The organism is Methanobrevibacter sp., assembly GCF_045646205.1.
Taxonomy (GTDB): domain Archaea; phylum Methanobacteriota; class Methanobacteria; order Methanobacteriales; family Methanobacteriaceae; genus Methanocatella.
In genome coordinates this window covers 1-26023 of record NZ_JAZRKF010000004.1, presented here as the reverse complement: position 1 = coordinate 26023, position 26023 = coordinate 1, and the positions used below count along the sequence as shown (strand labels likewise).

Sequence of the window (26023 nt, the reverse complement as noted above, 5' to 3'; positions counted from 1 at the left end):
GTAGTTTTTATGAAAGCGGACCCGCCGGGATTTGAACCCGGGGTCTTCGGATTAGAAGTCCGACGCCCTATCCAGCTAGGCTACGGGCCCTCATAAATATCATTTAATTATTTTGTTTTTCTTGTTATATATACTTAATTATTTTTGCACGAAAATTTGGTGTCATTATCTTTTTAGTTGTCTTTGTTTTTAATTTCTGTTTTGTATGTTAATCTTTCAATTTTTTTTAAAATGTAATATTTTATTAATGCATAGGATAAAACTACTAATATGAATGAATTTGAACCAACTTTTTTGCCATTTAATAAAAATAATGATGATGTGAATATTGTTTATGAAAGCATACCGTTAAATAAACACTTAATTGATGAATTGTGTGCTGATAACGATTTTGATTTGATAATTATGGCCGCAGCATGCATAACATTGACGAAGTATGTCAACTCTACGGAAATTTTCATTGGAGTTGATGATTCTCTTTTAATGTTCAATGATGAAGATAGGGATAAAACCGTGTCGGAGTATATTGTTACTGTCCGGAAATACTTAAATCAGCCAGATATCGCTGATGGAGAAACTTTTTTCAACATCCATTTCGATGATGCTGATGCTGGGGAAGAAGGTGTCAATTTATTCGTTGGTGAAAATTCATTAAAAATAAGGTTCGATTCAAACAAATACACCACTTCCTATATGAGGTCATTTTTAAGAAGCATCAATAAGGTTATCACTCAATTCGCTGATTGTGGAATTGATAAGCTTAAAATCAGTGATATTGCGCTCAGGAAAGAAGAGCCTGTCCCTAAGTTCAAACTGAAAAGAAATCCTCTAATCAATGAATTGCTGGAAAAACAGGCCAATAAGACTCCTGATAAGATTGCTTTAATAAATTGCGGTAAAAAATATACATTTAAGGAGATTAACGATGAGGCAAATAGAATTGCCAATGCATTAATTAAGAGAGGATTCAAGGAAGGAAGTTCAATTGCATTTCTGCTTGAACGTAATAAAACTCTCATCACAACATTTTTAGGAATTATTAAGGCGGGTTGTGTTGCAATTCCTTTGGATGCTAATTTTACTGACGAAAAAATGAGTTACATTAAGGAAAACAGTGATTCGAAATATATCGTCACATATGAGGATATTGAGGATGCAATAAATCCCGATGATTTAATAAGTGAAGGGGATGCCAGTTTTCCGGAGGTTGACTTAAAGCCGGATGCCCCTATATTCCTTTTATACACATCAGGATCTACAGGTAAGCCTAAGGGTGTTATTTCAACTCACTGCGGAATATCTAACTTGACAACCGTCCACATCAAGACAAATTATAAAAAACTACTGTCAATCTCTTCAATTGCCTTTGACATTTCAGAAGAGGATATTCTGGTTGCTTTGACCAATGACATGGAATTAATATTTGCAAATGATGATGAAATCCAGGATATTGTATTGCTGGCCCGTTTAATTGAAGATACTGAACCTGAATTCGTTAACCTGACTCCTTCAAGGCTTCTGTCATACCTACAGGTTCCTGAATTCTGCCAGGCACTGAACAGGTTCGTCGGTGTTGGCTGTGGAGGAGAGCCATTTACAAGGAATGTCTATGATTCAATTAAAAAGAATGCGGATATAGTTGTCTATAACGGTTACGGGCCTTTGGAAACAAGCCTGACTTCAAATTCAAAAAAGATTATCAATCCTGACTACATTACCAACGGAAAGCCGCTGCTGAATTTTATCACTGATGTTCGTGACATTGACGCTAAATTACTGCCTTATGGAGTTATTGGGGAACTCTATATCGGAGGACTTGGTGTCAGTAAAGGTTACTATAAGATGGATGAGAAAACAAAAGAGGTATTTGTCACAATCAATGGCGTACCTTATTATAAGTCTGGAGACAATGCTATTCAGCTTCCGTCAAATGAAATAGTCATTAAGGGAAGAATTGACAATCAAATTAAGTTAAGGGGCCAAAGGGTAGAACCTGAGGAAATCGAACAGGTTATCCTGAAATATGATGATATCAAGAATGTTGTTGTCATGATTCAGGAATTGAACAGCGAAAAGCATTTGTGCGCATATTTCACTGCCAAGTCAGAAATAGATATCGAAGACTTGAGAAATTACCTGGCCAACATACTTTCGTCATATATGGTTCCGACGTTTTTTATCCAGCTGGATGAATTTCCCGAAACCACCAGCGGTAAAATTGATAGAAAACGTTTCCCTAAACCAAAATTCGAAACAGAAAATGTAAATCCTGCAAATGATTTCGAAAAAACTCTGTATGATTTCTGCTGTGATATTCTGGACTTCAGGGATTTTGGTGTTACGGATAATCTGTTTAAATTGGGGTTTACATCTTTAACGTTGATGAAACTGAATTCGGACATCTACCATAAGTTCGATGTATTGCTGAAGCACACTGATTTGATGGATCATCCTACAATAAGGGAAATTTCATCATTACTGGAAAATAACTCTCCAGTCAGTGAAATAGAAAAAATTAAACCTGTAAGCTCCAATAAGTATCCAATGTCCTCCCAACAGAAGAGATTATATGTTCTTTATCGTAAAGATCCGACTTTAACCAACTACAATCTGCCGAATCTTCGCAAATTCAAAAAGCCTGTGGATGTTGACCGGCTGGAAAATGCAATCAACAAAGTGATTGCCATTGAGGAGATACTCAGAACCTCATTGCATGTGGAAAATGGAGAATACATCCAAAAAATCCATGAAAGAAGAGACATTAAGGTAGATTTTGTTAAACTGGATGATGATGCAGATATTGATGAAGTGCTCTACAGTTATGTTTGCCCGTTTAATCTTGAAGATGAACCTCTCCTTAGAATAAAGGTTCTGGAATACAAAGGGGAATGTTATGTATTCAGGGATATGCACCATATTCTGGGAGACCAAATCAGTAATGACATATTGTACAATAAAATCAGGGACGCTTATTATGGCAGGCCAATCTATCCGGAAAGAATCCAATATAAGGACTATACATTCTGGGTTAAAAAACAGCAGGCTATTGAAGCTGATTACTGGAAAAACAAAGTGGTTTCAGATACGGGAAGCATGATTTATGCTGATTTCAACAGGCCGTTGGTTCAGACTTTCAATGGTGAGAAAATATCTTACAGTCTTGATAAAAAAGCCATAGAAAAGCTTGCCATGGACAACAACACGACCATTTACAAGTTGCTCCTTTCCCAGTTTGTAATATTGCTCCATAAATACACCAATGAGGATAATGTGCAGATTGGGACTGTAACAAGCGGAAGAACCCACCCTGATGTTCAAAGTACTATGGGAATGTTTGTAAATACTTTGCCGTTCATTCAGTCAGTATCCAGCGAAGATACCTTAAAGGAAACTCTAATTAAAACTGAAGATGAATTATCAAGCTTATTTGCCAATCAGAATTATACGATAGACCAGATTATTGCAGACCATAATGTATCAACAAGCAGTTCCCACAATCCATTGTTCAATATTGTATTCCTGCAGAATACTGCTGATGGATTTGAAAACGAAGTGGAATGGGACGAATCCAAATTCGATTTGACATGTAAATTAAAGAACAGTGAATCTGACCTGACAATTGAATTTGATTACAATAAGGACATTTATGCTTTCGATAAGATAAACGAAGTATTAGAACATTTTATCTATTTAATCGACAACATTGGTGGAAATATAGATAAAAAAGTAAAGGATATAAAAATATTGTCTCCTGCACATGAAGAAATGATAATGAAAATGGCAGGTTTCAACAGGGATGTCATACATGAACCTATAGTTGTTTCATTTAAAAAGCAAGTGGAAAAATATCCTGAAAAAGTCATTTTGTCCAGTGACGAGACCTCTCTGACCTATACTGACCTGAACTTAAGGACTAACAGTCTTGCGAATTACCTGAAAGATAAGTGTGGTGTTAAAAAACAGGACAATATCGTACTGATTGCCAACCGTAGCATAGAATCGGTTGTGGGCCTCTTGAGTATTATTAAATTAAATGCCGTTTATGTTCCGGTCAGCCCATTTTCTCCTAAAGAAAGGATAAATCATATCATTGAACAGGTCAATGCAAAGGTAATTCTTACCAACATTGAACTGGACGTAGAGGATGTTGATATTGTTAATATGGAGCAGGAATCCATATATGATTACGATAATGGCGATATTGAATCCACTCATGATGATTATTTATGCATACTTCACACTTCCGGTACCACAGGGGTTCCTAAAGGGGTGCAGATTACCCATTGGAACATGGAAAACTTCCTGGTCACGGCCGAAGACAGATTCGGAGGCAAGGGCTGTGAAGTCTTTTATCATACAACCAATATTGGCTTTGACACATCATTGTTTGAAGTGCTCTTCCCTTTATTGTATGGAATGCATCTCTATGTCATTAATGAAAACTATGACTTTACAAAAATCCCTGAAAACATTATAAGGCAAAAATCAATGTTGAACATTGTTCCAGCCAAATTAAAGATGTTTTTAGGTCTTGTTAACTTTGACAGGGTAATGAAAAGTCTGGGCCAGTTAATACTCATCGGTGAGATTTTGACAGAGAACTTCGTAAAGGAACTTCGTCAGAATTATCATCCAATCATGTACAACGCTTACGGCCCTTGTGAAGCAACGGTATTTGTCAGTCTTAAGGAAATACCTCCTTCAGATGAAGTCACTATTGGAAAAGCCAACGTTAATACTCAAATTTATATCTTAAATAATGAAAGGCAGTTGTCTCCAATAGGCATTCCTGGAGAACTTTGCATTGGTGGAAAACAGGTATCTGATGGATATCTTAAAAAACCTGACCGGACAGACAAAGTGTTCATTGACAATCCCTTTGGTGAAGGCAAACTGTACTGTACGGGAGATTTGGCATTTCTCGGAAAGGATGGGGACGTACATTTCCTTGGAAGAATAGACTCACAGATTAAACTTAACGGTCAGAGAGTGGAAGTTGATGAGGTCAACAAGCAGATTGAAAAAAATAAAGACATCAATCATGCAGTAACCATACCTAATCCAAACAAGACGCAATTGTACTCTTACATAGTCTCCGATAAGATCATTGATATAGACAAATTGCTGAATGATTTGGAACTTTCCCTGATTTCATACATGATTCCGGCATCAATAATGCAGGTCGATTATATTCCAATTAACAGTAACGGAAAAATCGATACTAAAAAATTGCCGATGCCTAAAGTGAGCAAAAATAAATATAGGCCTCCTAGCAATGACATTGAAAAGTCAATAGTTAAAATCTGGGAGGATGTCTTGGATGTCAGGCGTATTGGAATAAACGATAATTTCTATCATCTGGGCGGAGATTCGATTAAAGCTATTCGTATCGTTTCATTGCTTCAAAATGAAGGTATCATTTGCAATCCAAAAGATATTTTAAACTATAAAACTCCTTATTTAATAGCTAAAAATGTTAAGGACGTGGATGAGATTTCCTATCCTGCTGTTGAAGGCAAAGTGGATTTCCTTCCTATTCAGAAATATTACTTTGATGAGATTAAGAGAAACAATTACACTCAGGAGTTCATCCTTGAATCTAAAAGCGATCTGGATATCAATATTCTGCAGAAGGCTTTTGACGAATTGACGAATGTTCATGACATGATGAGAGCATCATTTAAAATGGAAAATGGAGAGCCCGTACAGGAAATATTACCGTTGGACTCAAGAATTTGTGAAATAAATGAAATTAAAATTTCCGGCGATTTTGATGAATGCATTGAAAAGATTATTCTCGATGGAAATGACTCTCTTGATGTTTTCGATAGGCTGATGGATGTTAGTCTCACCCGCCATGAAGGTAAATCATATCTTGTATTTGTTGTTCACCATTTAATCATTGACGGAATCAGCTGGTCAGTATTGTTGGATGATTTAACCTATATCTACAATCAATTGATTATGGGTAGGGAAATTGGCATTATCAGACCTTATCCTTATAAGTCATGGGTGAGGGATGTCAGGAATTTTGTAGAAGATATTTCAGATGATGAAAAGCAGCATTGGATTGAATTGAATGGATTATTGGACGATTCAGAAATAGAGGGTAAATTTAAACGCTTTAACTTTAATATAAATGATGTCAGCTATGATTCGGATAATTCTTTAATGTTGTCTGAAGAGGAATTCTTGGCATTGGCAATTGTTCGAGCATATAAAAAGACGTATGGCGAAGACATTATCCTCAACCGTGAATCTCACGGGCGTGATGAAACATTGGCTAATGTTAATAGAACTGTCGGATGGTTCACTACTCAATATCCTGTATCTGTTAAAGTTAGCGGCAATTATGATGATGTATCATTAATGATCGATATATTGAACCTTAAAAATGCATTCAAGCAAGTCAATAATTTGGGATTGAATTACTTCTCTCTAATATATATTACCGAAGAATTAAAATATAAGCACTGTCCAGTCACTTTCAACTTTTTAAGCACAGAATTCAAATTTAAAAATGAACTTTTCGAATCACGTGACCTGCCGACCGGTGATGATAAAATCGGTGAAGCATTGTCTGAAAATATCCATTACGGTATTGATTTGAATATTTTCAATTCAGATGATGGTTATATGGTTTACGGTAAATCTTCTGATGGCACATACCTTGATGACCACTTATCCGAATTCATTGATAATATTAAATCCGAATTGGAGTTCATATCTCACTCGGATAAGGCTATTATCACAGGTTTATCCGAATCCCAGTTGGGTATCTACTTGGATGAAAAGGTCAACAATAAGGGCACAGCCTATTCAACTTGCAAAATTCTTGAATGTGATTTGAACATGCCGGTCAGTGAAATCCGGGAAGCTATTTTGGCCGTAATCGACAAACATCCGATTTTAAAAGGAAGAATAGTTGACAATGACATTCATCCCCTTTTAATCTGTGATGCCAATCCGGACATTGATGTGGTTGACAGTGATGATTTATCCGCTCTTGTAAGGGAATTTGACTTTGAAAAATCACTTTCATATTTCTATATCATTGACAGAAAGGACAGGAAGGCAATATTTTATGATGTGCATCATGTAATCAATGATATTTTCTCCCGCAGATTAATTGAAAGGGATTTAATTGCTGCATTGAAAGGTAAATTGGAGGCTCCTATTGATTTGGGCTTTATAAATGCTTTTAAGGATTCATATGAATCCCAATTTGAAAACAGTTATGAATCTGCACATGAATATTATGCCAATGAACTGGCCGATCTTGAAGAAGTCAATGCATTTCCAAGAGATGTCAATGGAACTAGTGGTGTTGTTTCATTCCGTATTCCTAATCTCAGAAGTCGTGTGGATGAATTTGCACATTCTAATGGAATTACTGTAGGAAATGTTTTAACTGCAGTTTTCGCTTATACATATTCCCGATTTGCAGGCAGTGAAAAGGTTTATTTCAATTTCACTGAACATGGACGTCATGAGGATTATGCACAAAATGCTGCAGGAATGTTTACCCGTACAATTCCGATTTTAGTGGATTGTCAGGATGATCTTATTGAAAATTATTTGAGGTATTTCTCTGATTTGGCATTGGATTGTATGGTAAACAGCATTTATCCTTTCAGATTGCTTGCATCAGAATTCAATTTAAATAATAATGTACTTTTCGAATATAATTTTGACATGAATGATGTATCTCATGTTGACAATCTTGTTGTAGATGACTGGTATGTCGATTTGATTTCCCAATTCCTCTGTGTTCTCAATGATTCCGGAGATGACTTTGTAATCAGCGTATATCATAGCGATAAATATTCCAGGGAAAATATAATCCGTTTTGTTGAGGCATACTCCAGAATTTTAACTCAAATATTGGATAAGGATACATTGGCGGATATTGACTATATTTCAGATGATGACTTGAAGTTATTGGATAGCTATAATCAAACAGAGCATGTTTTGAAGTATGATGATGTTTTGGATGCTTTTAATGACAATCTTTCCAAAAACCAGGATAACACTTTGGTTTCTTATAATGATGTAAGTTATAGCTATGGCGAAGGCGCATTCATTGCCAAATCTATAGCTGATGATTTGAAAGAGTTGGGAGTTGAAAAAGGAGATAATGTTGCATTTTTGGTTGAAAGGTCTGAATTATATCTTTTCAGCATTTTAGGAATACTTTCTGCAGGTGCTGTTTATGTTCCTTTGGATAATACTCATCCATACAATTATATTGATTTCATTTTGGGTGATACCGAATCCAGGGTGGTAATTGTCAGTGATGAAACCTATGAATATGTAAAAAGCTTTAATCATGCTTTTAAAGTCCTGAACATATCAGATATTTTCAAAAAAGATATTAAAACATTGTCCGCTTTGCCTGCAGTTTACAATGATTTGGCATGTATTCTATATACCAGCGGAACTACTGGTGTTCCTAAGGGTGTTGAAAGCACTAGAAAAGCTCTTCTTAATGTATCCAGCTATTATATTGATTCATATGTCTTGGCTGAAGATGACGTCTTTGGATTGTTTTCTTCAATCGGTTTTGATGTAAGCAATTTTGTCGTTGGAGCAGTATTGTGTTCCGGTGCCTCTCTGGCAATAGTTCCTGAAGACATTAGGCTGGACATGCTTGAATTGAACAGTTATTTCATAAAGCATAATGTTACCCATTCATTCATAACTACTCAGGTAGGTAAGCTTTTCATGGCAAGTGCTGAAAATACCTCTCTTAAGGTTTTGACCGTTGCAGGTGAGAAATTAGGTAAATTTGAAAGTCCTGAGGATTATCTTTTAGTTGATGCTTATGGTCCGACAGAAGCTTTCGCATTCAATACTTCAATAGATGTAAAATCTAAAATTGATGATTCTTCTATCGGAAAATTGAATTATAATAACAAGGCCTATGTTCTTGATAATGAATACAGGCGTGTGCCTATTGGCGCTGTAGGTGAACTCTATTTTGCGGGTTACCAGGTAGCAAAAGGATATTTGAACCGTAAGAAGGAAACTGCCGATGTATTCATTGACAACCCATTTGATGATGGAAGTTATGGTGTTCTATATAGGACAGGAGACATTGTAAGGGTATTGCCTGACGGCACTTTGGCCATATTGGCACGCCGTGATGGTCAAGTAAAAATCAGAGGCAATCGTGTAGAGCTATCTGAAGTGGAATCATGTATTCGGGAACTTGATTACGTTAAGGATGTTACTGTTCAGGTCATCAGTAATGACGGCAACAATGAGTTGGTTGCTTATGTGGTTGCAGATGATGTAAACGGCGATGTTACCGGGGACAATATCTGCAGTTACGTTAGGAAAAACAAGCTTGATTATATGGTGCCTTCAGCAGTTATATTTTTGGATGAAATTCCGTTAACTGTCAATTCAAAGGTAGACAGGAAAGCTTTGCCTGCTGTCGGTGCAGGTGACCTACAGGCTGATTATGTAGGTGCCACAAACGATATTGAACAGGTGATTGTGGATGCTTTTGAAGTTGTATTTAATCAAAAGGGCATTGGATTATATGATGACTTTGTCCGTTTGGGTGGAAATTCCATAACGGCCATTCGTTTAATTTTACTGCTTCAGAAAAATGATATTTCCTGCAGCGCTATGGATATATTAAGTTACAAAACTCCATATTTAATTGCACAGAATATAGAAAATGTTTCCGACATAGCCTATGATTTCGTTGAAGGAGATGTGGATCTTCTTCCTATACAAAGCTATTTCTTTGATTATATTAACAAAAATGAATACTCACAGCATTTCCTATTGAAATCCACGGAAAATATTGATGTCCATATATTGCAGGAAGCTTTAAATGAACTTCTTAACCTTCATGACATGCTGCGTGCAAGCTATAAACTTAGTGAAAACATTCTGGTTCAAAGTATTTCTCCTCTAAATGCTTGTGTTTGCGAAATCAATGAATATGATGTTTTGGATGATTTTGAAAGCGAGGTTAATGCAATCTACATGAGATCAGTTTCTTCATTAAACATTGAAAATAAGCTGATTGATGTAAGCCTTATTCATGATAATAATGATTATATTCTTTTTGTCTGCCATCACCTGATTGTAGATGGGGTCAGCTGGAATATACTGCTTTCTGACTTAAGCAATATTTATCTTAGTTTAAAAGAAGGAAAAGAAATAAGTAATGTCAAATCTTATCCATATAAACGTTGGGTAAATGATGTAAAAGAACTTGTAAACGAAATTTCTCCTAAAGAAAAGGCACATTGGATTGAAGTAAATGGACTGTTGGATGATTCAGAAATTAAAGGAAATGGAAAAGGCTTTAATTTCACGGTTGATGCAGAATATGATGCTGATAATTTGCTGATGCTGAGCGAAGAGGAATACTGGGCTTTGGCAATAGCCCGTGCCTATAAAAAGACTTACGGCCGAGACATAATATTTAATCGTGAATCCCATGGTCGTGATGAAAGCATTGCTGATTTAAATCGCAGTGTAGGCTGGTTTACAAGTCAATATCCTGTTCCTGTCGATATCAGTAACGGTCATGATGATATTTCACTTATGAAGGATGTCTATGAACTTAAAACTGCTTTTAGAGACGTAAATAATTTGGGTTTGAACTATTCTTCACTCATATACACAACTGGGGAATTGGAGTATAAACACTGTCCGGTCACTTTCAATTTCTTAAGCACTGAATTCGTATTTAAAAACGAATTGTTTGAATCAGCAGACCTTAAGCTCAGAAACGATGAAGATAATGATGAAGTGTATGGTATCGATTTGAATATTGACCGTGTTGACGATTCATATCACATCGGCGGAGACTATGCGGAAAATACATTCATAGGGGATGAAATCAACTTATTCATTGAAAACATTAAGTCTGAACTGGAATTCATAGCTAATTTCCGCTTTAAAGATGACAGAATTATTAGTAATTTGTCAGAATCTCAATTGGAAGTTTATATGAATGAAAAGGAAAAAGATATGGGAACAGCCTATTCCACTTGGGAACGTGTTAAATGTCCTCAGGATAAATCAATCGATGAAATAAAATCCGCAATTCATGCTTTAATCGCTAAGCATCCTGTTTTGAAAGGACGCATATTGGATGATGGGGACATGCCTATTTTCATTTGTGATTCCTATCCTTTGATTGAAGTTAAGGATAATGACGATTATTCAAAGCTTATTAAAAGATTCGATTTGGGAAAATCTTTGGCACGTTTCTTCATCATAGATAAAAAAGACTCCAGATACATATTCTATGATATCCATCATGTCATTAATGATGCCGTAGGCTTCAACATAATTAAAAATGATTTGGCTGATGCATTTGAAGACAATTTGTCTTTGGATATTGATTTGGGCTTTGTATATGCAGGACGTGATTCTTTCGAATCCAAATTCAGGCCTGATTATGAATCAGCACATGATTTCTATATTGACAAATTGGCCGATATTAATAAAGCAGGGGCACTAGCGAAAGATTCGAATGGATCCAGTGTTATGATTTCACTTCCTCTCCACGGTGTTCGCAGAAAAGTTGAGGAATTCGTCGCAAATAACAATATAACTGTTGGAACTTTCCTTAATGCTGTTTTTGCATACACATATTCACGTTTCATTGAAAGCGATAAGGTTTTCTACAATTTTGTTGAGCATGGACGTCATGAAGCATACGCTCAAAAAGCTCTGGGAATGTATGCCCGTACGATTCCAGTTTTAATAGACTGTAAAAAGGACAATATTAAAGATTATTTAAGCTATTTCTCAGATTTAACCATAAATTCAATGTTGAATAGTGTTTATCCGTATAGATTTATTGCTCAGGAATTTGCTTTAAACAATGATGTGCTCTTCGAATATAATTTTGATTTGAATGACGTATCCAATATTGGAGATGTCACTGTTGTAAAAGATGACATTATCGATGCCTTTTCAGAATTTTTCTGCATAATCAACGATCTGGACGACGGTTATGTAATCCATGTAAAACAAACGGATAAGTTCGCAAGCGATACAGGAATTAATTTTGCCAAATTATACGCTAAAATATTGCTTCAGATGTTGGATAAGGAAAAATTAGATGAAATTATTGGATGAGCTTGTCAAGATGCATTTTTCTTCTAAGCATTTTTCTTAAAGAAAAGAGTATCACGACTGCAATTAAAGTCATGGTCACGATAATGAGGAAATAGTTCATCAGTCCGTTAATAGGAATATTCATGTAGTATGCTGGAGTTACATTTGTCGGGAATAAAATTGATAATTTGCCTGATAGATACATGGAAATGGAACGTGTTGCTAAAAACAATCCGAAGAAGAGTGAATAATATTTTTCAGGCGCCAAATCACCGACTAAAGAGTAGCCTGCTATTGAAAAGAGCAATTCAGATATTGCAACTAGGAGCTCAACAATCGGAATCCAAATTATGCTGATTTTATCTGTGCCTCCTATGTCTAAATAATATCCTAAGGCACTTAACATTCCAAAACATAAAACTATAACCAACAATGCAACTATTGTCCTGTTAATAAATCCGAATTCGATATTTCTTTCATTTATCATATTGTTGAATTTTATAAGTATCGGACTTAAAAGCATAATAAACAATGGGTTGAGCATAAAAAACAATTGGACAGGCACTTCAAAGTAATACAGATTCCTTTCAACAAAGATATCAATGAAAAAGACCATGGATATGCTGGTTTGAGAATATGCAATCCTGTAGAAAATAATGATTAATAAAAATATTAAAAATACGGTCAGTCTGTCTTTTTCTATTTTATCCAACGATTTATTGAATAGTAAAAATCTTTCTTTCAAATTCAGATTTTCAATTTCTAAAATGCTTTTTGAGGATACTTTTTCAAGGAGTTTGTTGCTTTCTTTCCATATGGAATTCTTTGAATGTTCGTCTTTCATTAATTTGCCTTCATTATCAACCAGATATTTATTTTTAAGCATATGAAATACAATCAGTCCAATTATCAGGATAATTCCGAACAGCAGATAAGTCCATTTATACATATGATAATTTTCCTCACCGATAATTACGCTCATCAGAATTGCTCCAAGCATAACTCCCAAATTCAGGATAGGGTAATAAAGGGAAAATGCATGAACTGATGATTCCTTGTCATTAATCGAATTTATTATGTGGGTAATTGAAAGATTGGTAAATCCTGCTCCCACTGCAAGGAATAACAATCCCAAAGAGTATGTAACGTTTTGAATACTGAAGAAATAACTGTTATATTCAATATTGCTTGGCTGATATAGGGATGTTGAAAAAGATAGGATGAACTGACTCAATATCATTACAACGAATCCTATTGTTAAAGCACGGGACTTGCTTAGGTATTTATCAGAAAGATATCCTATTAAAATAGGTAAAAGGTATGCTAATCCATAATAATAAGCATAAGTCTGTGATGCTAATGGTGTTGAAAAGTGTAATACATAGAGTAAAGATAAAATAAAAATTGAGGATATTCCATATTCAACAACAGCAGATGTTAATGAAATTGAAGAAATAAAGTATGTCCCTTTGTATTTTTTTTTATTTTCACTCATAGTAATATTTTTTAAAAATCTATTATTTATTTTTTAGTTATTGTTTTCTAAAAAATTAGTTTCTTGTTGTTTCATTAAAAAGTAAAATAAAAAATAAAAAATTGTAGGTAAATTTAAAATTATGCTCTACCTACAGCACCTGTTCTATCATTAATTTCTAAACCATCTACAACACTGTCATCAGTACTGTTGTAAATAGTAACATACCAATAACCGTTGGAATAGTATGGTGTTCCAGCATAACAACCGGATACTCCAATGTGGTCTTGTGCTATAGCTCTAATTTGGGATGAACTGTGATAAGTACCACTTCCGGATCCACCACCGGATCCTCCGCCAGATCCCCCTCCGGATCCACCGCTTCCTGAACCAGAACCAGAGCCGGAGCCAGAACCTGATCCGCTAGAACCTGAACCAGTTCCACTAGAAGCAGGGTTTGAAGTACTGGATGTATTATTTCCGATACCATTTCCGTTACTTCCAGAACCTGAGTCCATACTGGCTAAGTCTGAAAATATTGCATCTTGATTATTTATGATTCCATAAGCTGCAACTGCTGTTGCAATACATAATACAACAATGATAGAAATAATTAAATTTGCTTTGTCCATGGGTGCACCTCCATAGTTTTTTTTAATTTCTACAATTAATTGAATATTTGTTTATTTAAATACTTAAATGTTAAGTTAATACAAAAATTTTAATATTAATGCTATAAATAATTTACTATATTGAAATAATTTTTAGGAGGATTTTTCATGCCTTATCATGCTAAAACTATTGTTGTTGGTTGCGGAAACATTCTTTTTAAAGATGATGGGTTCGGACCTATTGTTGTAAATTTACTTGAAAAATATTTTGAAAATGAGACTGAAGATGATTTTGATCCCATGGTGATTTCATATATTGAAAATGACTTTTCTAAAGAGGTGCTTGATGAAGTTGAAGACATTGTCCGTGACGTTGACTTGACCGGTGAGGTAAAATTCATTGATGCGGGAAACGGCGCAACTCATTTTATCTTTTCACTTCCTGATGAATACTGGGAAAAGGTTATTGTCGTTGATGTAGTTGAGTTTGACGCTGAGCCTGGAACCGTTAAAACATTTTCTCCATTCGATATGCCTAGGGACAAATATGAAAATGTTCACACATGGTCTGTAGAGGAACCTCTTCATGAACTGTCTGAAAAGTGTGAAGTTGTTATCGTGGGATGTAAACCTGGTGAGATTCCGACTCCCGATGTTGATATGGGACTGACTGAAGAGGTTGAAAAAGCGATTCCTGAAACAGTCCGTTTAATATTAAATGAAATAAAATAATTGTTATTACTTTTTTCATTTATTTTTACCTTTTTTTATTACTTTATTTTAATTATTACTTTTTATAATTGCTTTGTTTTTCTTATTAATACTTTTTATTACTTTTAGTATTTTTTAACTATTTTTCTATCGATATTAAAGTATTTTACTAACGTTGTTTTTTTTCCTTATTTTCCATATCGGTTTACTTCTATATTATTTTAGTATAACCTAAAATTTTTACTACTATTTTTAAAATTAATAATATTCTACACGATTTATAATGATTTTACTCGTCGCAGACGGCTTTGATTTTTTATTATTTATACTTTACTATTTAAGTCAGACAGTATCACTTATTAATACATTCGAAGAAATATATATATCGTTAATTCAATTAACAAATTTTTAATACGAAAGAAGGTGACATATTTGACAGATAGAGTAGTTATATCTCCTACAACTCGTCAAGAAGGCCATGCCGAATTGGTTATGGAAGTTGACGACGAAGGGATTGTTACAAAAGGTATGTATTTTAGTATAACTCCTGTAAGGGGTTTAGAAAAGATGGTTCTTAGCAAAGCTCCTGAAACCGCACCTGTTCTTTGTCAAAGAATTTGTGGAGTATGTCCAATTCCACACACTTTGGCTTCTGCTGAAGCAATGGACATGGCATTAGGTATTGAAATTCCTAAAGCAGGTAAATTGTTAAGAAAAGCTGTCGCAGCAGCACACGGTATTAACAGTGCAGCAATTCACCACTTCTTAGTTGCACCTGACGTTGTCCCTGAGGACAAATTCGCAGATGCAGTTAACAGTGTAAGTGAAGTAAGAAAAACTGTACAGTATGTTGTTGATATGATAGCTGGTGAAGGTATTCACCCATCTGATATAAGAGTTGGTGGTATGGCAAGAAACATTACTCCATTCACCAAAGAAAGATTAATCGAAAGAATGACTGCATTCAAACCAAAACTCGAAGCACACATTGAATTTATCAAAAACTGTGTTCTCGAAGCAGGTTTACCTAATGATTTAGGTGTAGTTAATCAACCATTAATGGCTGCTGATGCAACCTACGGTACCAACGAATTTGACATGAGCAAATTCTCCGAAGTATTACCAGAAGCTTGGTATGATGATGCTGAAATCGGTACCAGAGCATGTTCAGTAATTCCATTATGGGAAGGTGTAAATGTTGAAACTGGTCCTAGAGCAAGAATGGAAAAATTCGCAGGTTTCAAAGACAAAGGTGTAGTCGCACAACACGTTGCACGTGCAGATGAAATGATGAAAAACTACAATGCTTGTTTAGAAGCATTAGATGCAATCGATCCTGCAGCACCTGCTAATGTCAGTTACGATAAAAGAGGAACCGGTGAACTTGGATTTGGTGTTATCGAAGGTCCTAGGGGAACTGATGTACACATGGCAAAAGTTGTTGAAGGTAAAACCGCATTCTACTCAGCAATTGTACCAACTACTTGGAACATTCCAACAATGGGTCCTGCTACAGAAGGATTCCACCACGAGTTTGGTCCACATGTTATCAGAGCTTACGACCCATGTTTATCATGTGCTACTCACGTAATGGTAGTTGACGATGAAGATAAATCCATTCTTAAAGATGAAATGGTGAAAATCTAAGTTTGGAGGATAATTTTAATGCCTTACGATTCGGATATTATTGTTGTTGGATGTGGGAACATCTTATTTAAGGACGATGGATTCGGTCCTATTCTCATAAATCTTTTGCAAAAATATTTCGATGACAAAAATGATTATTATGATCCTATCGTAACATCCTATGTGGAGGATGAGTTCGATAAAGATATATTAAGTCAGATTCAGAAAAAATTTGAAGCTATTTCATTACCTGATGGTGTTCAATTTGTTGACGGCGGGACTGCAGCTCCATCTAACTTCTTTCCTTTATATGAACAATATGACTGGAAAAAGTTAATAGTTATAGATGTTGTGGAGTTTAATGCAGAACCTGGAACTATCGAGGTCTTTGATCCTAATGTAATGCAAATAGCAAAATATGATAATCCTCACGGAATGACTGTTGAAGAACCTCTTCAAAAGATTTCTGAAAAATGTGAGGTTGTTGTTGTGGGATGCAAACCAAAAGAAATTCCAACTCCGGATGTTGATATGGGTTTAACAGAACCCGTTGAAAAGGCAGTTCCTAAAGCTATAGATATTATTTTAAATGAAATTGGGGTAAAATAATGTTTGATAAATTGAAAAAAGCTTTCGGTGGATCAGATGAAGCACCAAAAGCAGAGAAAAAAGTTGAAGCTGCTCCTGTTAAAGAAGAAGTAAAAGCAGAAGCTCCTGCAGAAACTAAAGCTGCTTCAGCAAAACCACGTATCGGTTACATACACTTAAGTGGTTGTACTGGTGATGCAATGTCATTAACCGAAAACTATGACATTTTAGCAACCGTTTTAACCGATATGGTTGATATTGTTTACGGACAAACTTTAGTTGATAAATGGATTCACGGAACTTTCGCTGAAGAAATGCCAGAAATGGATGTATGTTTAATTGAAGGATCTGTTTGTTTACAAGATGAACACAGTGTTCACGAACTCTTAGAAGCAAGAGAAAAATCAGGTTTAATTGTTGCATTCGGTTCCTGTGCACTTACAGGTTGTTTCACAACCTACGCACGTGGTGGCCAACAAGCACAACCTAAACATGAATCATTCTTACCTATCAGCTCTTTAGTAAAAGTTGATGCTGCACTTCCTGGTTGTCCTGTAGCTCCTGAAATGATTGCAAAAACCGTTGTCGCAATATGCGAAGGCGATTTAGATTACTTAAAACCTGCAATGGATTTAGCTGCATGCAACGCTGGATGTGGTTGTGATGTATTAACCAACGTAGTCCGCCAAGGATTATGTTCTGGATGTGGAACTTGTGGTCTAGCTTGTCCAACAAGGGCAATGGGCTATTCCGAAGGTAGACCTAGCTGTGACAGAGACAGATGTATTAAGTGTGGAACTTGTTACGTAATGTGTCCTAGATCTTGGTTACCTGAAGGAAGAATTAAAAAGGAAACAGGACTTTAGGAGGAATAGATATGCCATTAGGTACTTACAAAGAAGCATTTTCTGCAAGGTCTACTGAACAAAAAATATTAGACGTATCACAAGATGGAGGAATTGTTTCAGCATTATTATGTTACGCAATCGATGAAGGAATCATTGAAGGTGCTGTTGTTGCTGGAACTCCTGATGAAGATTGGAGACCAATTCCTACAGTTGTAACTTCTTCCGATGAAGTTATTGCAGCTGCTGGAACCAAATACTCAATGTCCCCAACTTTATCTGCATTAAAAGACGCTGTACGTCAAAACGGTCTTGAAAAAGTCGGTGTAGTTGCAACTCCATGTCAAGTACAAGGTTTAAGAAAAGCTAAAGCTTACCCATTCACAAGATTCGTTACCGATAAAGTAAACTTAATCATCGGTATCTACTGTATGGAAAACTTCCCTATGGCTTCTCTTGACACTTTCGCAACTGCTAAATTAGGATTTGACTCTTTAACTGATGCTACTAAAATGGACATCGGTAAAGGTAAATTCTGGTTAACCAAAGACGGTGAAGACAAAGGATTAGCTATTAAAGACACTCACGGATATGAACAAGCTGGATGTAACGTATGTCAAGATTACGTTGCTGAATGGGCTGACGTATCTACCGGTTCTGTAGGTTCTCCTGACGGTTGGTCAACTGTTTTAACCAGAACTGATGACGGTGACAGTATCTTTAAAGCAGCTGTTGATGCTGGTTTAATTGAAACCAAACCAATGGATGATGTAAAACCTGGTCTTCCTTTACTTGAAAAATTAGCTAAAGGTAAAAAAGACAAAAACACTGCAGAACGTGAAAGAAGAGCTAAAATGGGAGTACGTATCCCTACTATTTACTAATCTTCTTTCCTTTTTTTCTTTTTTTTAATGATTTATGGTGGGTATGTAAGCGCTCACTTTCAAAAAGCTTTATATTCTATTTTTAACATAAAAATAATTGTGAAATTTTTAATTTCTATGAGAGTAATGTTAGATATAAGCTTAGATTGAATTCATCACGGTTCAATCTAATGCAATATCTATGGTGACTGATTTTTTTAAAGTGTTGTAACTGTACAGCCCTCTTTTTCTACAATTACTGTGTGTTCCTTTTGGGAAACAAAGTAACCCTTTTTCTCTTTCAGAGGGGCATAAGGATAAATTGCCATTGCTTCTGATAACTGTTTTAGAGCAATGTTTCCACGTCTTTCTCCGAATTTTTCTGTAATCCATCTTCCTGAGAAAGGCAGGTACTGATTGTTGTTTTGAATATAGTTAAGTACCTTTTGTGTGGATTTCATTCTGAATGGTTTATTTGCCATATATGAAAATATGTAATGGGCGGGTGCATCATTAACATAACCTACACCGTTTGTTGCAAAAGGTTCAATAGCTATTGCCTGGCCTTCATCTAAAACGTATGGATCATGATTGTCGTAATTTGGAATTGAAATTCCCGCATGCAGATTGTACTGTTCCAGGCTGTGTCCGGTCAGGTTGAATATCGGGTTTAAGTTAAAGTCCTGAATTGCTTCATGAACTGCTGCTCCGATTTTTCCAACTTCAACTCCTGCCCTTACAGTCGCTATTGCAGCTTCAAGACCTGCTGCTGAGGCTTCAATTATTTCCTCATGGAGGTTTATCTCATCCTGGGAGTAATTTTCATCAATGTTTCCTTCGGCAAGTATGGTCACTGCAGAGTCAGCAATACACCCATCAACTTCTGCTCCCAAATCTAGTTTTACCATATCTCCAGCATGTATAACTGTTTTATCGTTTATTGGGGAGGTATAATGTGCTGCAACTTCATTGATTGACACATTGCAGGGAAATGCGATTCCTGCGCCTTGTTTTAAAATTTCTCCTTCAACATATTCTACCAAATCCAGGACTAAACATCCTTCCTTTATCATTTCTGATGCATCTGAGCGAATTTTAGATACTATTTTTCCGGCTCGTATATAAGAATCAATCATAATTATCACTTATCAATAATAAATGTTATATTTAATAAGATTTATATATTATCATATTAGATTAAGTGGAGGCAAATTATGGATATGACTATTCCGACTATTCCGGATCAAACGTTTATATTAATTTTGGTAATTATTCTTGCATTAGTTGTTATTATCATTGTTTTCCAATGGAGAAAAGTCGCTCAAGCTAAAACATCTGTTGAAATGCTTGATAAAGAAATCCAACTTAAAAAAATGTCTATGGTAGAAAAAGACATTGAATCCAAAAGATTAATGGACAATCCTATTCCTTTACCACAAGACCAACAGGATTCTCTAAAAGCAATCAGACAATCAACCACTGATGTAAGAAACGAAATCGGATACTTACACAGTGAGATAAATGAAAGATTAGCAAGATTGGAAGCACAAACCGAACAGAAAAAGTTAGAAAAGATGCTTAAAGAAATCGAAGCTAAGGAGAAAAAACTCAATAAGCAGAAATAGGTGTTATTATGGAAATTATAGAAATCGTTGCAATAATTATCTTGGTAATAGCTATTTTGGTTTTAGTTTATTATTACTTGTTAAACACTCCGGCAACCATGAACAAACTTAAAAGTTATGTTCCTACAAATGCTGATGCTCACATGAGTGAAGTTATAAGTAAAAATAATGACTACAACGATTTGGAAAAAGAAAAAGAATCCGAATCAATGACCAAAAGGATTAAAGTCAAATTAAGCGACATTGACATGTCCGGCATCAATACCGATGCTTTTTCCAGTAAACTTGACGCATTCTTGGATGAGAAAAGTGATGAATTGATTAAGGATTGGTCACTTGCAACAACTAATGATTTGGAAGACCTTGAAGCAAAATTCAATGAAACCACCAAATCCGTTGATGCTCTTGATAAAGATTATCAGGAATTTAAAAAATCATCCAAAGAGTTCCAAGAAGCTACTGAAGAAAAACTTAATGATATCGATAAGAGAATTGAAGCTTTAGAAAAATAATTCTCTTATTTTTTTCACTATTTTTTTAGGGCTAAGTAAGGATTGTGTAATTGCTGGCCAGAATATTAATTCGTAATATTCAATTTCATTAATTCAAATATTCTTAAAGTTGAATATATCTGATTTTATCTTCAATTTTTCATTTTATCGAAAGTTTTATATATTATCTTAAACAAAATATTTATGTTAATTTGTTTTTATAGCAGGGTGGGGTAGTCTGGTGATCCCGCAGGGCTCATAACCCTGAGATCCCTAGTTCAAATCTAGGCCCTGCTACTTTTAATTATAATTTTCATGGCAAGTTAAAGACAGCTGCTGGTTATTTTAACTAAGGAAACTCCGCCCATCACACAGATTATGGCATTGAAAGATGTATGCTGAGAAGCATGGCAATGGAGCAGAAACGACACGGCTTTTAATGGTTGACGATGATATTTAATTGAGGACATTAAAAGAATCGGTGAAACGGCTATCCCATAAGATGCAAGAGCAAAGTTGCTGATGATCACTGTTGTAGGCAAGGTAGTTCGCTAAGATGAATGCTGTTAAAACAGAAGGTGGGTTACTCTTAACAGGCCATGAATATTAATTATTTTCTTTTTTATATAAATGGTGTGTTCACAATTATGCACTTTCAAAAGATTTAATAATATTTAATTTCATATTATAAATTACTTCACTTTATATTTAATTAACCAAAGAATTTTTTTAATCATTGATTGAAATGACATATACAATTGAAGAAATTAAAAAAAGAGTTATTCCTATTGTTCGTGAGTATGGAGTAATTAGTTTTAGCCTTTTTGGTTCCTATGCTAAAGGTACTGCTGATGAAGATAGCGATTTGGATTTCGTAATGGATAAAGGAAATTTAAATGGTTTAATTCAATATGTGTCATTAGTTAATGATTTGGAAAAGGAATTTGGTTGTCATGTCGATTTAATTAGTAAGGGCAGTTCAAATAAAGAATTTCTTTCATCAATCAGAAATGATGAGGTCTTATTATATGAACAAGAAAGATGAGAAAGCTGTTAAAAAAACTCATTGAATATTGTAATATGATGCAGGATACAGTTGAGTATTTTGGCAATGATGAAGAAATATTCATGTCAAATATTCATTATCAGAATACATGTTCATTTATCATAATGCAAATTGGTGATTATGTTAAAAGATTATCTGATGAATTTTTAGATGCTCATTCTGAAATTCCATGGAGTGAAATCGTAGGTATGAGAATTATTCATGCTCATCATTATGAAAAAGTTATTGATGAGATTGTTTGGGAAACTATTCAAAATGATATTCCTTATCTTAAAGAATATCTTGAAAAATTAGTTTAATCGTTCTAAAATTACTTTGGCCGATTTTTACGTAACTCTCCCATTTTTTTTAGTACTTGCTCTTAAATATGAATATTAATTAATTCAAACCTTAACCATTACTTGAATTGTATATTTTTAGAGTTTAAGGTTTAATTAATCATGGTGATATTATGTGGTTAGTTAAAACTGATAATTCAAAAAACTTGTTGGATGAAACAATTTCTATTTTAAATAAGTATGATTTAGATTTAGATGATGTGACTGTTCTTTTTAAGGGGGAAATAATAACATCTGAAGGTGTTAAAGAAAAGTTGGATGTTGAATATGATAATGGATGGGGCAGCTCCAATTTTGAAGATATTCAGTTGATCATTGATGAATATACCTGGTTTGAAAGAGCGAGTTATGATGGCTGTGAGAAATATGTCTTAAAGGCACATCCTCTTTTAAGCGCCTATAAAAATCAGGAAGTCCACACATAATTTGGTGATATTATGATAATCAATGCATGGTTTAAAAAAGCGGATAGTCATCTGGATGTATGTGATATTTGTTTTGAAATTGAAGATTATGATTTTATTGTCCTTTCCTGTTTTTTAGCTATGTTTTCAGTTATTAAAGCATTATTAATATCTAAAAACATTGAATGCAAAACTCATGAGGGACTGATATATCTGTTTAAAATCAATTTTGTTGATACTGATTTGTTTGATAGGGAGTTATTCAGATTCTACTGTAAGACTAAAGAGCTGCATACTGAATTTTTCAGAGTGAATCTGGATATTTTCACAGAAGAGCTTGCCCGTGAGGTATTTGAAAAAACTGTAACTTTCGTTGATTATTCTAAGGATTTCATAAAACCTGTTATGTAATTGAAGATAATGTCAAAATGATGGTAGCCTTTAGCTATTTTTGATAGATAACTTCCAGTTTAAGAGGATTGCTTAAGTTTAAAATTATAATTTTCCATACTTTTCAATATATTGAATAATCTTTTTTATAGGTGCATTCAATATAATGGGGATAATTATGAAATCGGTAATGAAAATTCAATTCATGATTTTTTACAGAATCGGATTACGATGTTCCATTAATCATTACTACTTTTAACTGTATTCCATGAAAATTAGTGATGCTTTCAAAAAATATTTTTAATTAATGAAAAGTAATATAAATACTATGGAATCTGAAGACATTCTGATAGAGTTAAAAGAATTGTCCTCACAGAATACTATTAAAAAAAGTGAATTGATGGACATACTTAAAAAATACGCAAATACAATTAGCGTCTATGACTTAATGGAACTTTCACAACGCATGCGAAAAGAAGGGGAATATCTCGATGAAGAGTATCGTGAACACTTCCTGGAAATCTATATCAAAAATTTCATATTGCGCATTAAAGAACTTATAGCTTTAGAGGATTATGATGATTCAGAGATTGATAAAGAGTCTTTTGATGAAACGTTTCCAATTCTTGAGAGAATGTTTGAAAAAGAGGCATTGCCTGGTTTTGAAGGAGATAAATTTCCATTAGTTTATGCCGTCATTTCATTGTATGTAACATACATCACAGAAGAGCCGATACACCATGTTGGAAGCGAATTTCCCGGAAATCTGAAAGTTGTAGAGATAAATGGGGAGTATTTCTGTCCGGTTAAGGAAAAACATATGGATAATGTCAATGCAACCTGTCACTATTGCATTGCTAAACAGAACCCTAATGTTTAATGAATTATCTATTTTCAAAAATGAACTGTGGAAATGAATGTGGTCTTCGGATGTTTTTGATAGGTACCACCAGATTTTTGGTGAGTTGTTCTTAACTGTCTATTAATGTTGATCATTCTTATTTTACAGAGTATTTTTCTACATTTCATATTAATTATTTAAGTGGTTGGCCATATATAGAATAATATAAATATTTAAATATAATTTTTATATTTTTTAAAAAAGGAGGTTGGATTTTGAACATTGTTAAAAGTCAAAGAGACTATGCGATTGATTTATTGCGAATTGTATCTATGTTGATGGTTCCAATGGTTCATATACTTGGTCAGGGAGGTATACTTGCTGCAGCAGTTCCTTTTTCTATTCAGTATGAATCTGCATGGCTATTAGAGTCATTTTTATTGGTTGCTGTCAATTGTTTTGTTTTAATTACGGGTTATGTTTATTATGGTAAGGAAACTAAATATTATCACTTATTAACATTGTGGGCGGAAGTTTTATTCTATTCAATAATTATTATTATTGCTCTTAAATTCATGGTTCCTAATGAAATTGGTTTGGAGCACTATTGGAAATCAATTATTCCTACCTTTTTCACTAAAGGTCAATTCAGTAGATATTGGTTCTTCTCCGCATATGTAGGTATGTTTTTACTTTCCCCATTTGTAAACTTGGGATTAAAACATTTTGATAAAAAACAGGATTTGACAGTATTTTTAACTTTATTTATTATATTTTCACTATTGCCGACAATTTTAAATCAGGATCAGGCATTAAATCTCAATCAGGGATACAGTATTTTGTGGTTTGTAGTTTTATATTATACTGGAGGCATTATACATAAATATGAAATATTTAAAAAGTTTAAAACTTACAAATGGGCTTTAATTTATATTGTGTGCATGTTATTGTCTTGGGCAATTAGATTCGTGCTTGAATCAGTAGGTTTAATAGAACCGGGTTTTGCTTTATATTCATTTAACTGTTATTCATCTGCATTATACTTTGTAGGTGGTATTGCACTCTTCTGTGTCTTCAAGAATATAAATATTACTAAATCATCAGTCATATCTGTTATTAAATTCTTTACTCCAGTTTGTTTTGGTGTTTATCTGATACATAATAACATGTCATTAGCGCATTTCTATTTTGATGGCAGATTTGAATTTTTAGCTAGTATGGATCCTATTTCGTTGGTTATTGGAGTCATTCTTATTGGATTGGGAATATTTGTTGCCTGTTCTTTAGTCGATTGGGTGAGAGAATTATTATTCAGAGCATTAAAAGTTAAATCTAGGCTGGCCAAATTCGAAAAAAATGTATATTCAAAATTTAATAACTATTTAAATTTAAATAGTTAATTTTTTCTTTTTTTTAATGTTAAATGCGCTAGTTTCACTTATTATTGTAATCCGCCAAGTTGTTGTAACATAAAATCAGTTATTTAATATAAACTATTATATGGTATATGTAACATACATCACAGAAGAGCCGATACATCATGTTGGAAGCGAATTTCCCGGAAATTTGAAAGTTGTAGAAATAAATGGGGAGTATTTCTGTCCGGTTAAGGAAAAGCATATGGATAATGTCAATGCAACCTGTCACTATTGCATTCTAAACAGAATCCGGACATTTAATGCATGAGACAGTTTTTAGCTTTTCATTTTTTGATAATTTGATGACTTGTTCCGTTAAATTTTTACCATATTATTTTGAAATGTTGCTATTTCGGTTAAAAAGGCTTTTTATGGTTATTTGGGGATATTTTATGAAAATTTATATATTTTTATTTTGATATTATTATAGTTAATTACCAAACTTTTGGTATATATGTTTCAAACCATTTGTCATAAACTTTTGTATCTAAAATAGATTCTTCATAGGTTTTTATAGTTAATTCATGTAAAAATTCTTTTGATTCAAGATAATAATGTTTTATTTCTCTTTTCATTTGTCTCCAAATTTGTTCAATTGGATTTAAGTGAGGGGAGTATGGTGGAAGATATATTAAA

At 34.2% G+C, this 26023-nt stretch carries 20 protein-coding genes, 2 tRNA genes and 1 other RNA gene; 17 read left to right on the top strand and 6 right to left on the bottom strand.

Annotated elements, in window-relative coordinates:
- Positions 1–16: 16 nt before the first annotated feature.
- Positions 17–90 (bottom strand) — tRNA-Arg (locus ACKI44_RS00865).
- 180 nt (positions 91–270) lie between these two features.
- On the opposite strand from ACKI44_RS00865, the gene ACKI44_RS00860 reads away from it, so the two are divergent.
- Entirely contained in the window at positions 271–12117 is an 11847-nt protein-coding gene (locus tag ACKI44_RS00860) for an amino acid adenylation domain-containing protein (protein WP_407420827.1), read from the top strand.
- On the opposite strand, the gene ACKI44_RS00855 is transcribed toward ACKI44_RS00860, so the two are convergent.
- On the bottom strand, positions 12107–13591 hold the full coding sequence (locus ACKI44_RS00855) for an MFS transporter (RefSeq protein ID WP_407420826.1): 1485 nt from the start codon (positions 13589–13591) through the stop codon (positions 12107–12109). The two genes, ACKI44_RS00860 and ACKI44_RS00855, sit on opposite strands and share 11 nt — an antisense overlap.
- A 119-nt stretch (positions 13592–13710) precedes the next feature.
- Positions 13711–14202 (bottom strand): endoglucanase, encoded by a 492-nt coding sequence (locus tag ACKI44_RS00850; RefSeq protein ID WP_407420825.1) that lies wholly within the window; start codon positions 14200–14202, stop codon positions 13711–13713.
- 147 nt (positions 14203–14349) lie between these two features.
- Between ACKI44_RS00850 and frhD (ACKI44_RS00845) the strand changes: the two genes are divergently transcribed.
- The 5 genes from frhD (ACKI44_RS00845) to frhB all read left to right on the top strand — a co-directional run bounded on the left by frhD (ACKI44_RS00845) (position 14350) and on the right by frhB (position 18835).
- Positions 14350–14913, top strand: a complete 564-nt coding sequence (gene frhD, locus ACKI44_RS00845; RefSeq protein WP_407420824.1) for a coenzyme F420-reducing hydrogenase, FrhD protein — start codon at positions 14350–14352, stop codon at positions 14911–14913.
- A 411-nt stretch (positions 14914–15324) separates the two neighbouring features.
- Positions 15325–16539 (top strand): coenzyme F420 hydrogenase subunit alpha, encoded by a 1215-nt coding sequence (gene frhA, locus ACKI44_RS00840; RefSeq protein WP_407420823.1) that lies wholly within the window; start codon positions 15325–15327, stop codon positions 16537–16539.
- Positions 16540–16557: 18 nt separating this feature from the next.
- Positions 16558–17127, top strand: coding sequence for a coenzyme F420-reducing hydrogenase, FrhD protein (gene frhD, locus ACKI44_RS00835; RefSeq protein ID WP_407420822.1), 570 nt, complete (start codon positions 16558–16560; stop codon positions 17125–17127).
- Positions 17127–17972: a coenzyme F420 hydrogenase subunit gamma gene (frhG, locus tag ACKI44_RS00830; RefSeq protein ID WP_407420821.1), complete on the top strand. Its 846-nt coding sequence runs from the start codon at positions 17127–17129 to the stop codon at positions 17970–17972. The genes frhD (ACKI44_RS00835) and frhG overlap by 1 nt, the downstream gene beginning before the upstream one ends.
- 11 nt (positions 17973–17983) lie before the next feature.
- Entirely contained in the window at positions 17984–18835 is an 852-nt protein-coding gene (gene frhB / locus ACKI44_RS00825) for a coenzyme F420 hydrogenase subunit beta (protein ID WP_407420820.1), read from the top strand.
- A 197-nt stretch (positions 18836–19032) separates the two neighbouring features.
- Here the strand turns inward: frhB and map are convergent, their stop codons facing one another.
- The gene (gene map / locus ACKI44_RS00820) at positions 19033–19950 is read right to left on the bottom strand and encodes a type II methionyl aminopeptidase (RefSeq protein ID WP_407420819.1); all 918 of its coding nucleotides are present in this window, start codon (positions 19948–19950) and stop codon (positions 19033–19035) included.
- A gap of 84 nt (positions 19951–20034) precedes the next feature.
- Here map and ACKI44_RS00815 point away from each other — a divergent pair, with 84 nt between their 5' ends.
- The 9 genes from ACKI44_RS00815 to ACKI44_RS00775 all read left to right on the top strand — a co-directional run bounded on the left by ACKI44_RS00815 (position 20035) and on the right by ACKI44_RS00775 (position 24008).
- Positions 20035–20439: a hypothetical protein gene (locus tag ACKI44_RS00815; RefSeq protein WP_407420877.1), complete on the top strand. Its 405-nt coding sequence runs from the start codon at positions 20035–20037 to the stop codon at positions 20437–20439.
- A gap of 8 nt (positions 20440–20447) precedes the next feature.
- Entirely contained in the window at positions 20448–20951 is a 504-nt protein-coding gene (locus tag ACKI44_RS00810; protein WP_407420818.1) for a hypothetical protein, read from the top strand.
- A 201-nt stretch (positions 20952–21152) separates the two neighbouring features.
- Positions 21153–21227: transfer RNA gene (locus ACKI44_RS00805), tRNA-Met, on the top strand.
- A 21-nt stretch (positions 21228–21248) separates the two neighbouring features.
- Positions 21249–21528, top strand: an RNA gene (gene rnpB, locus ACKI44_RS00800) — RNase P RNA component.
- 147 nt (positions 21529–21675) lie between these two features.
- Positions 21676–21975, top strand: a complete 300-nt coding sequence (locus tag ACKI44_RS00795; protein WP_407420817.1) for a nucleotidyltransferase family protein — start codon at positions 21676–21678, stop codon at positions 21973–21975.
- Between the two features lie 35 nt (positions 21976–22010).
- Positions 22011–22295, top strand: a complete 285-nt coding sequence (locus ACKI44_RS00790; RefSeq protein ID WP_407420816.1) for a DUF86 domain-containing protein — start codon at positions 22011–22013, stop codon at positions 22293–22295.
- 152 nt (positions 22296–22447) lie between these two features.
- Positions 22448–22759, top strand: coding sequence for a hypothetical protein (locus ACKI44_RS00785; RefSeq protein WP_407420815.1), 312 nt, complete (start codon positions 22448–22450; stop codon positions 22757–22759).
- Positions 22760–22771: 12 nt separating this feature from the next.
- A complete protein-coding gene (locus ACKI44_RS00780) occupies positions 22772–23149 on the top strand; it encodes a HEPN domain-containing protein (protein ID WP_407420814.1) in 378 nt (125 codons plus the stop codon).
- Positions 23150–23435: 286 nt separating this feature from the next.
- Positions 23436–24008 (top strand): DUF2115 family protein, encoded by a 573-nt coding sequence (locus ACKI44_RS00775; protein WP_407420813.1) that lies wholly within the window; start codon positions 23436–23438, stop codon positions 24006–24008.
- A gap of 14 nt (positions 24009–24022) precedes the next feature.
- On the opposite strand, the gene ACKI44_RS00770 is transcribed toward ACKI44_RS00775, so the two are convergent.
- Positions 24023–24157 carry a hypothetical protein gene (locus ACKI44_RS00770; protein ID WP_407420812.1) on the bottom strand — a complete coding sequence of 45 codons (135 nt, stop codon included), beginning with the start codon at positions 24155–24157 and terminating at the stop codon, positions 24023–24025.
- Positions 24158–24244: 87 nt separating this feature from the next.
- Here ACKI44_RS00770 and ACKI44_RS00765 point away from each other — a divergent pair, with 87 nt between their 5' ends.
- Together ACKI44_RS00765 and ACKI44_RS00760 are read left to right on the top strand one after the other, a co-directional pair.
- Positions 24245–25369, top strand: coding sequence for an acyltransferase (locus ACKI44_RS00765; RefSeq protein WP_407420811.1), 1125 nt, complete (start codon positions 24245–24247; stop codon positions 25367–25369).
- 100 nt (positions 25370–25469) lie between these two features.
- On the top strand, positions 25470–25655 hold the full coding sequence (locus ACKI44_RS00760) for a DUF2115 family protein (protein WP_407420810.1): 186 nt from the start codon (positions 25470–25472) through the stop codon (positions 25653–25655).
- 166 nt (positions 25656–25821) lie between these two features.
- Here ACKI44_RS00760 and ACKI44_RS00755 read toward each other — a convergent pair.
- Positions 25822–26023: transposase (locus tag ACKI44_RS00755; protein WP_407420809.1), on the bottom strand; the 202-nt coding region annotated here is incomplete at its 5' end.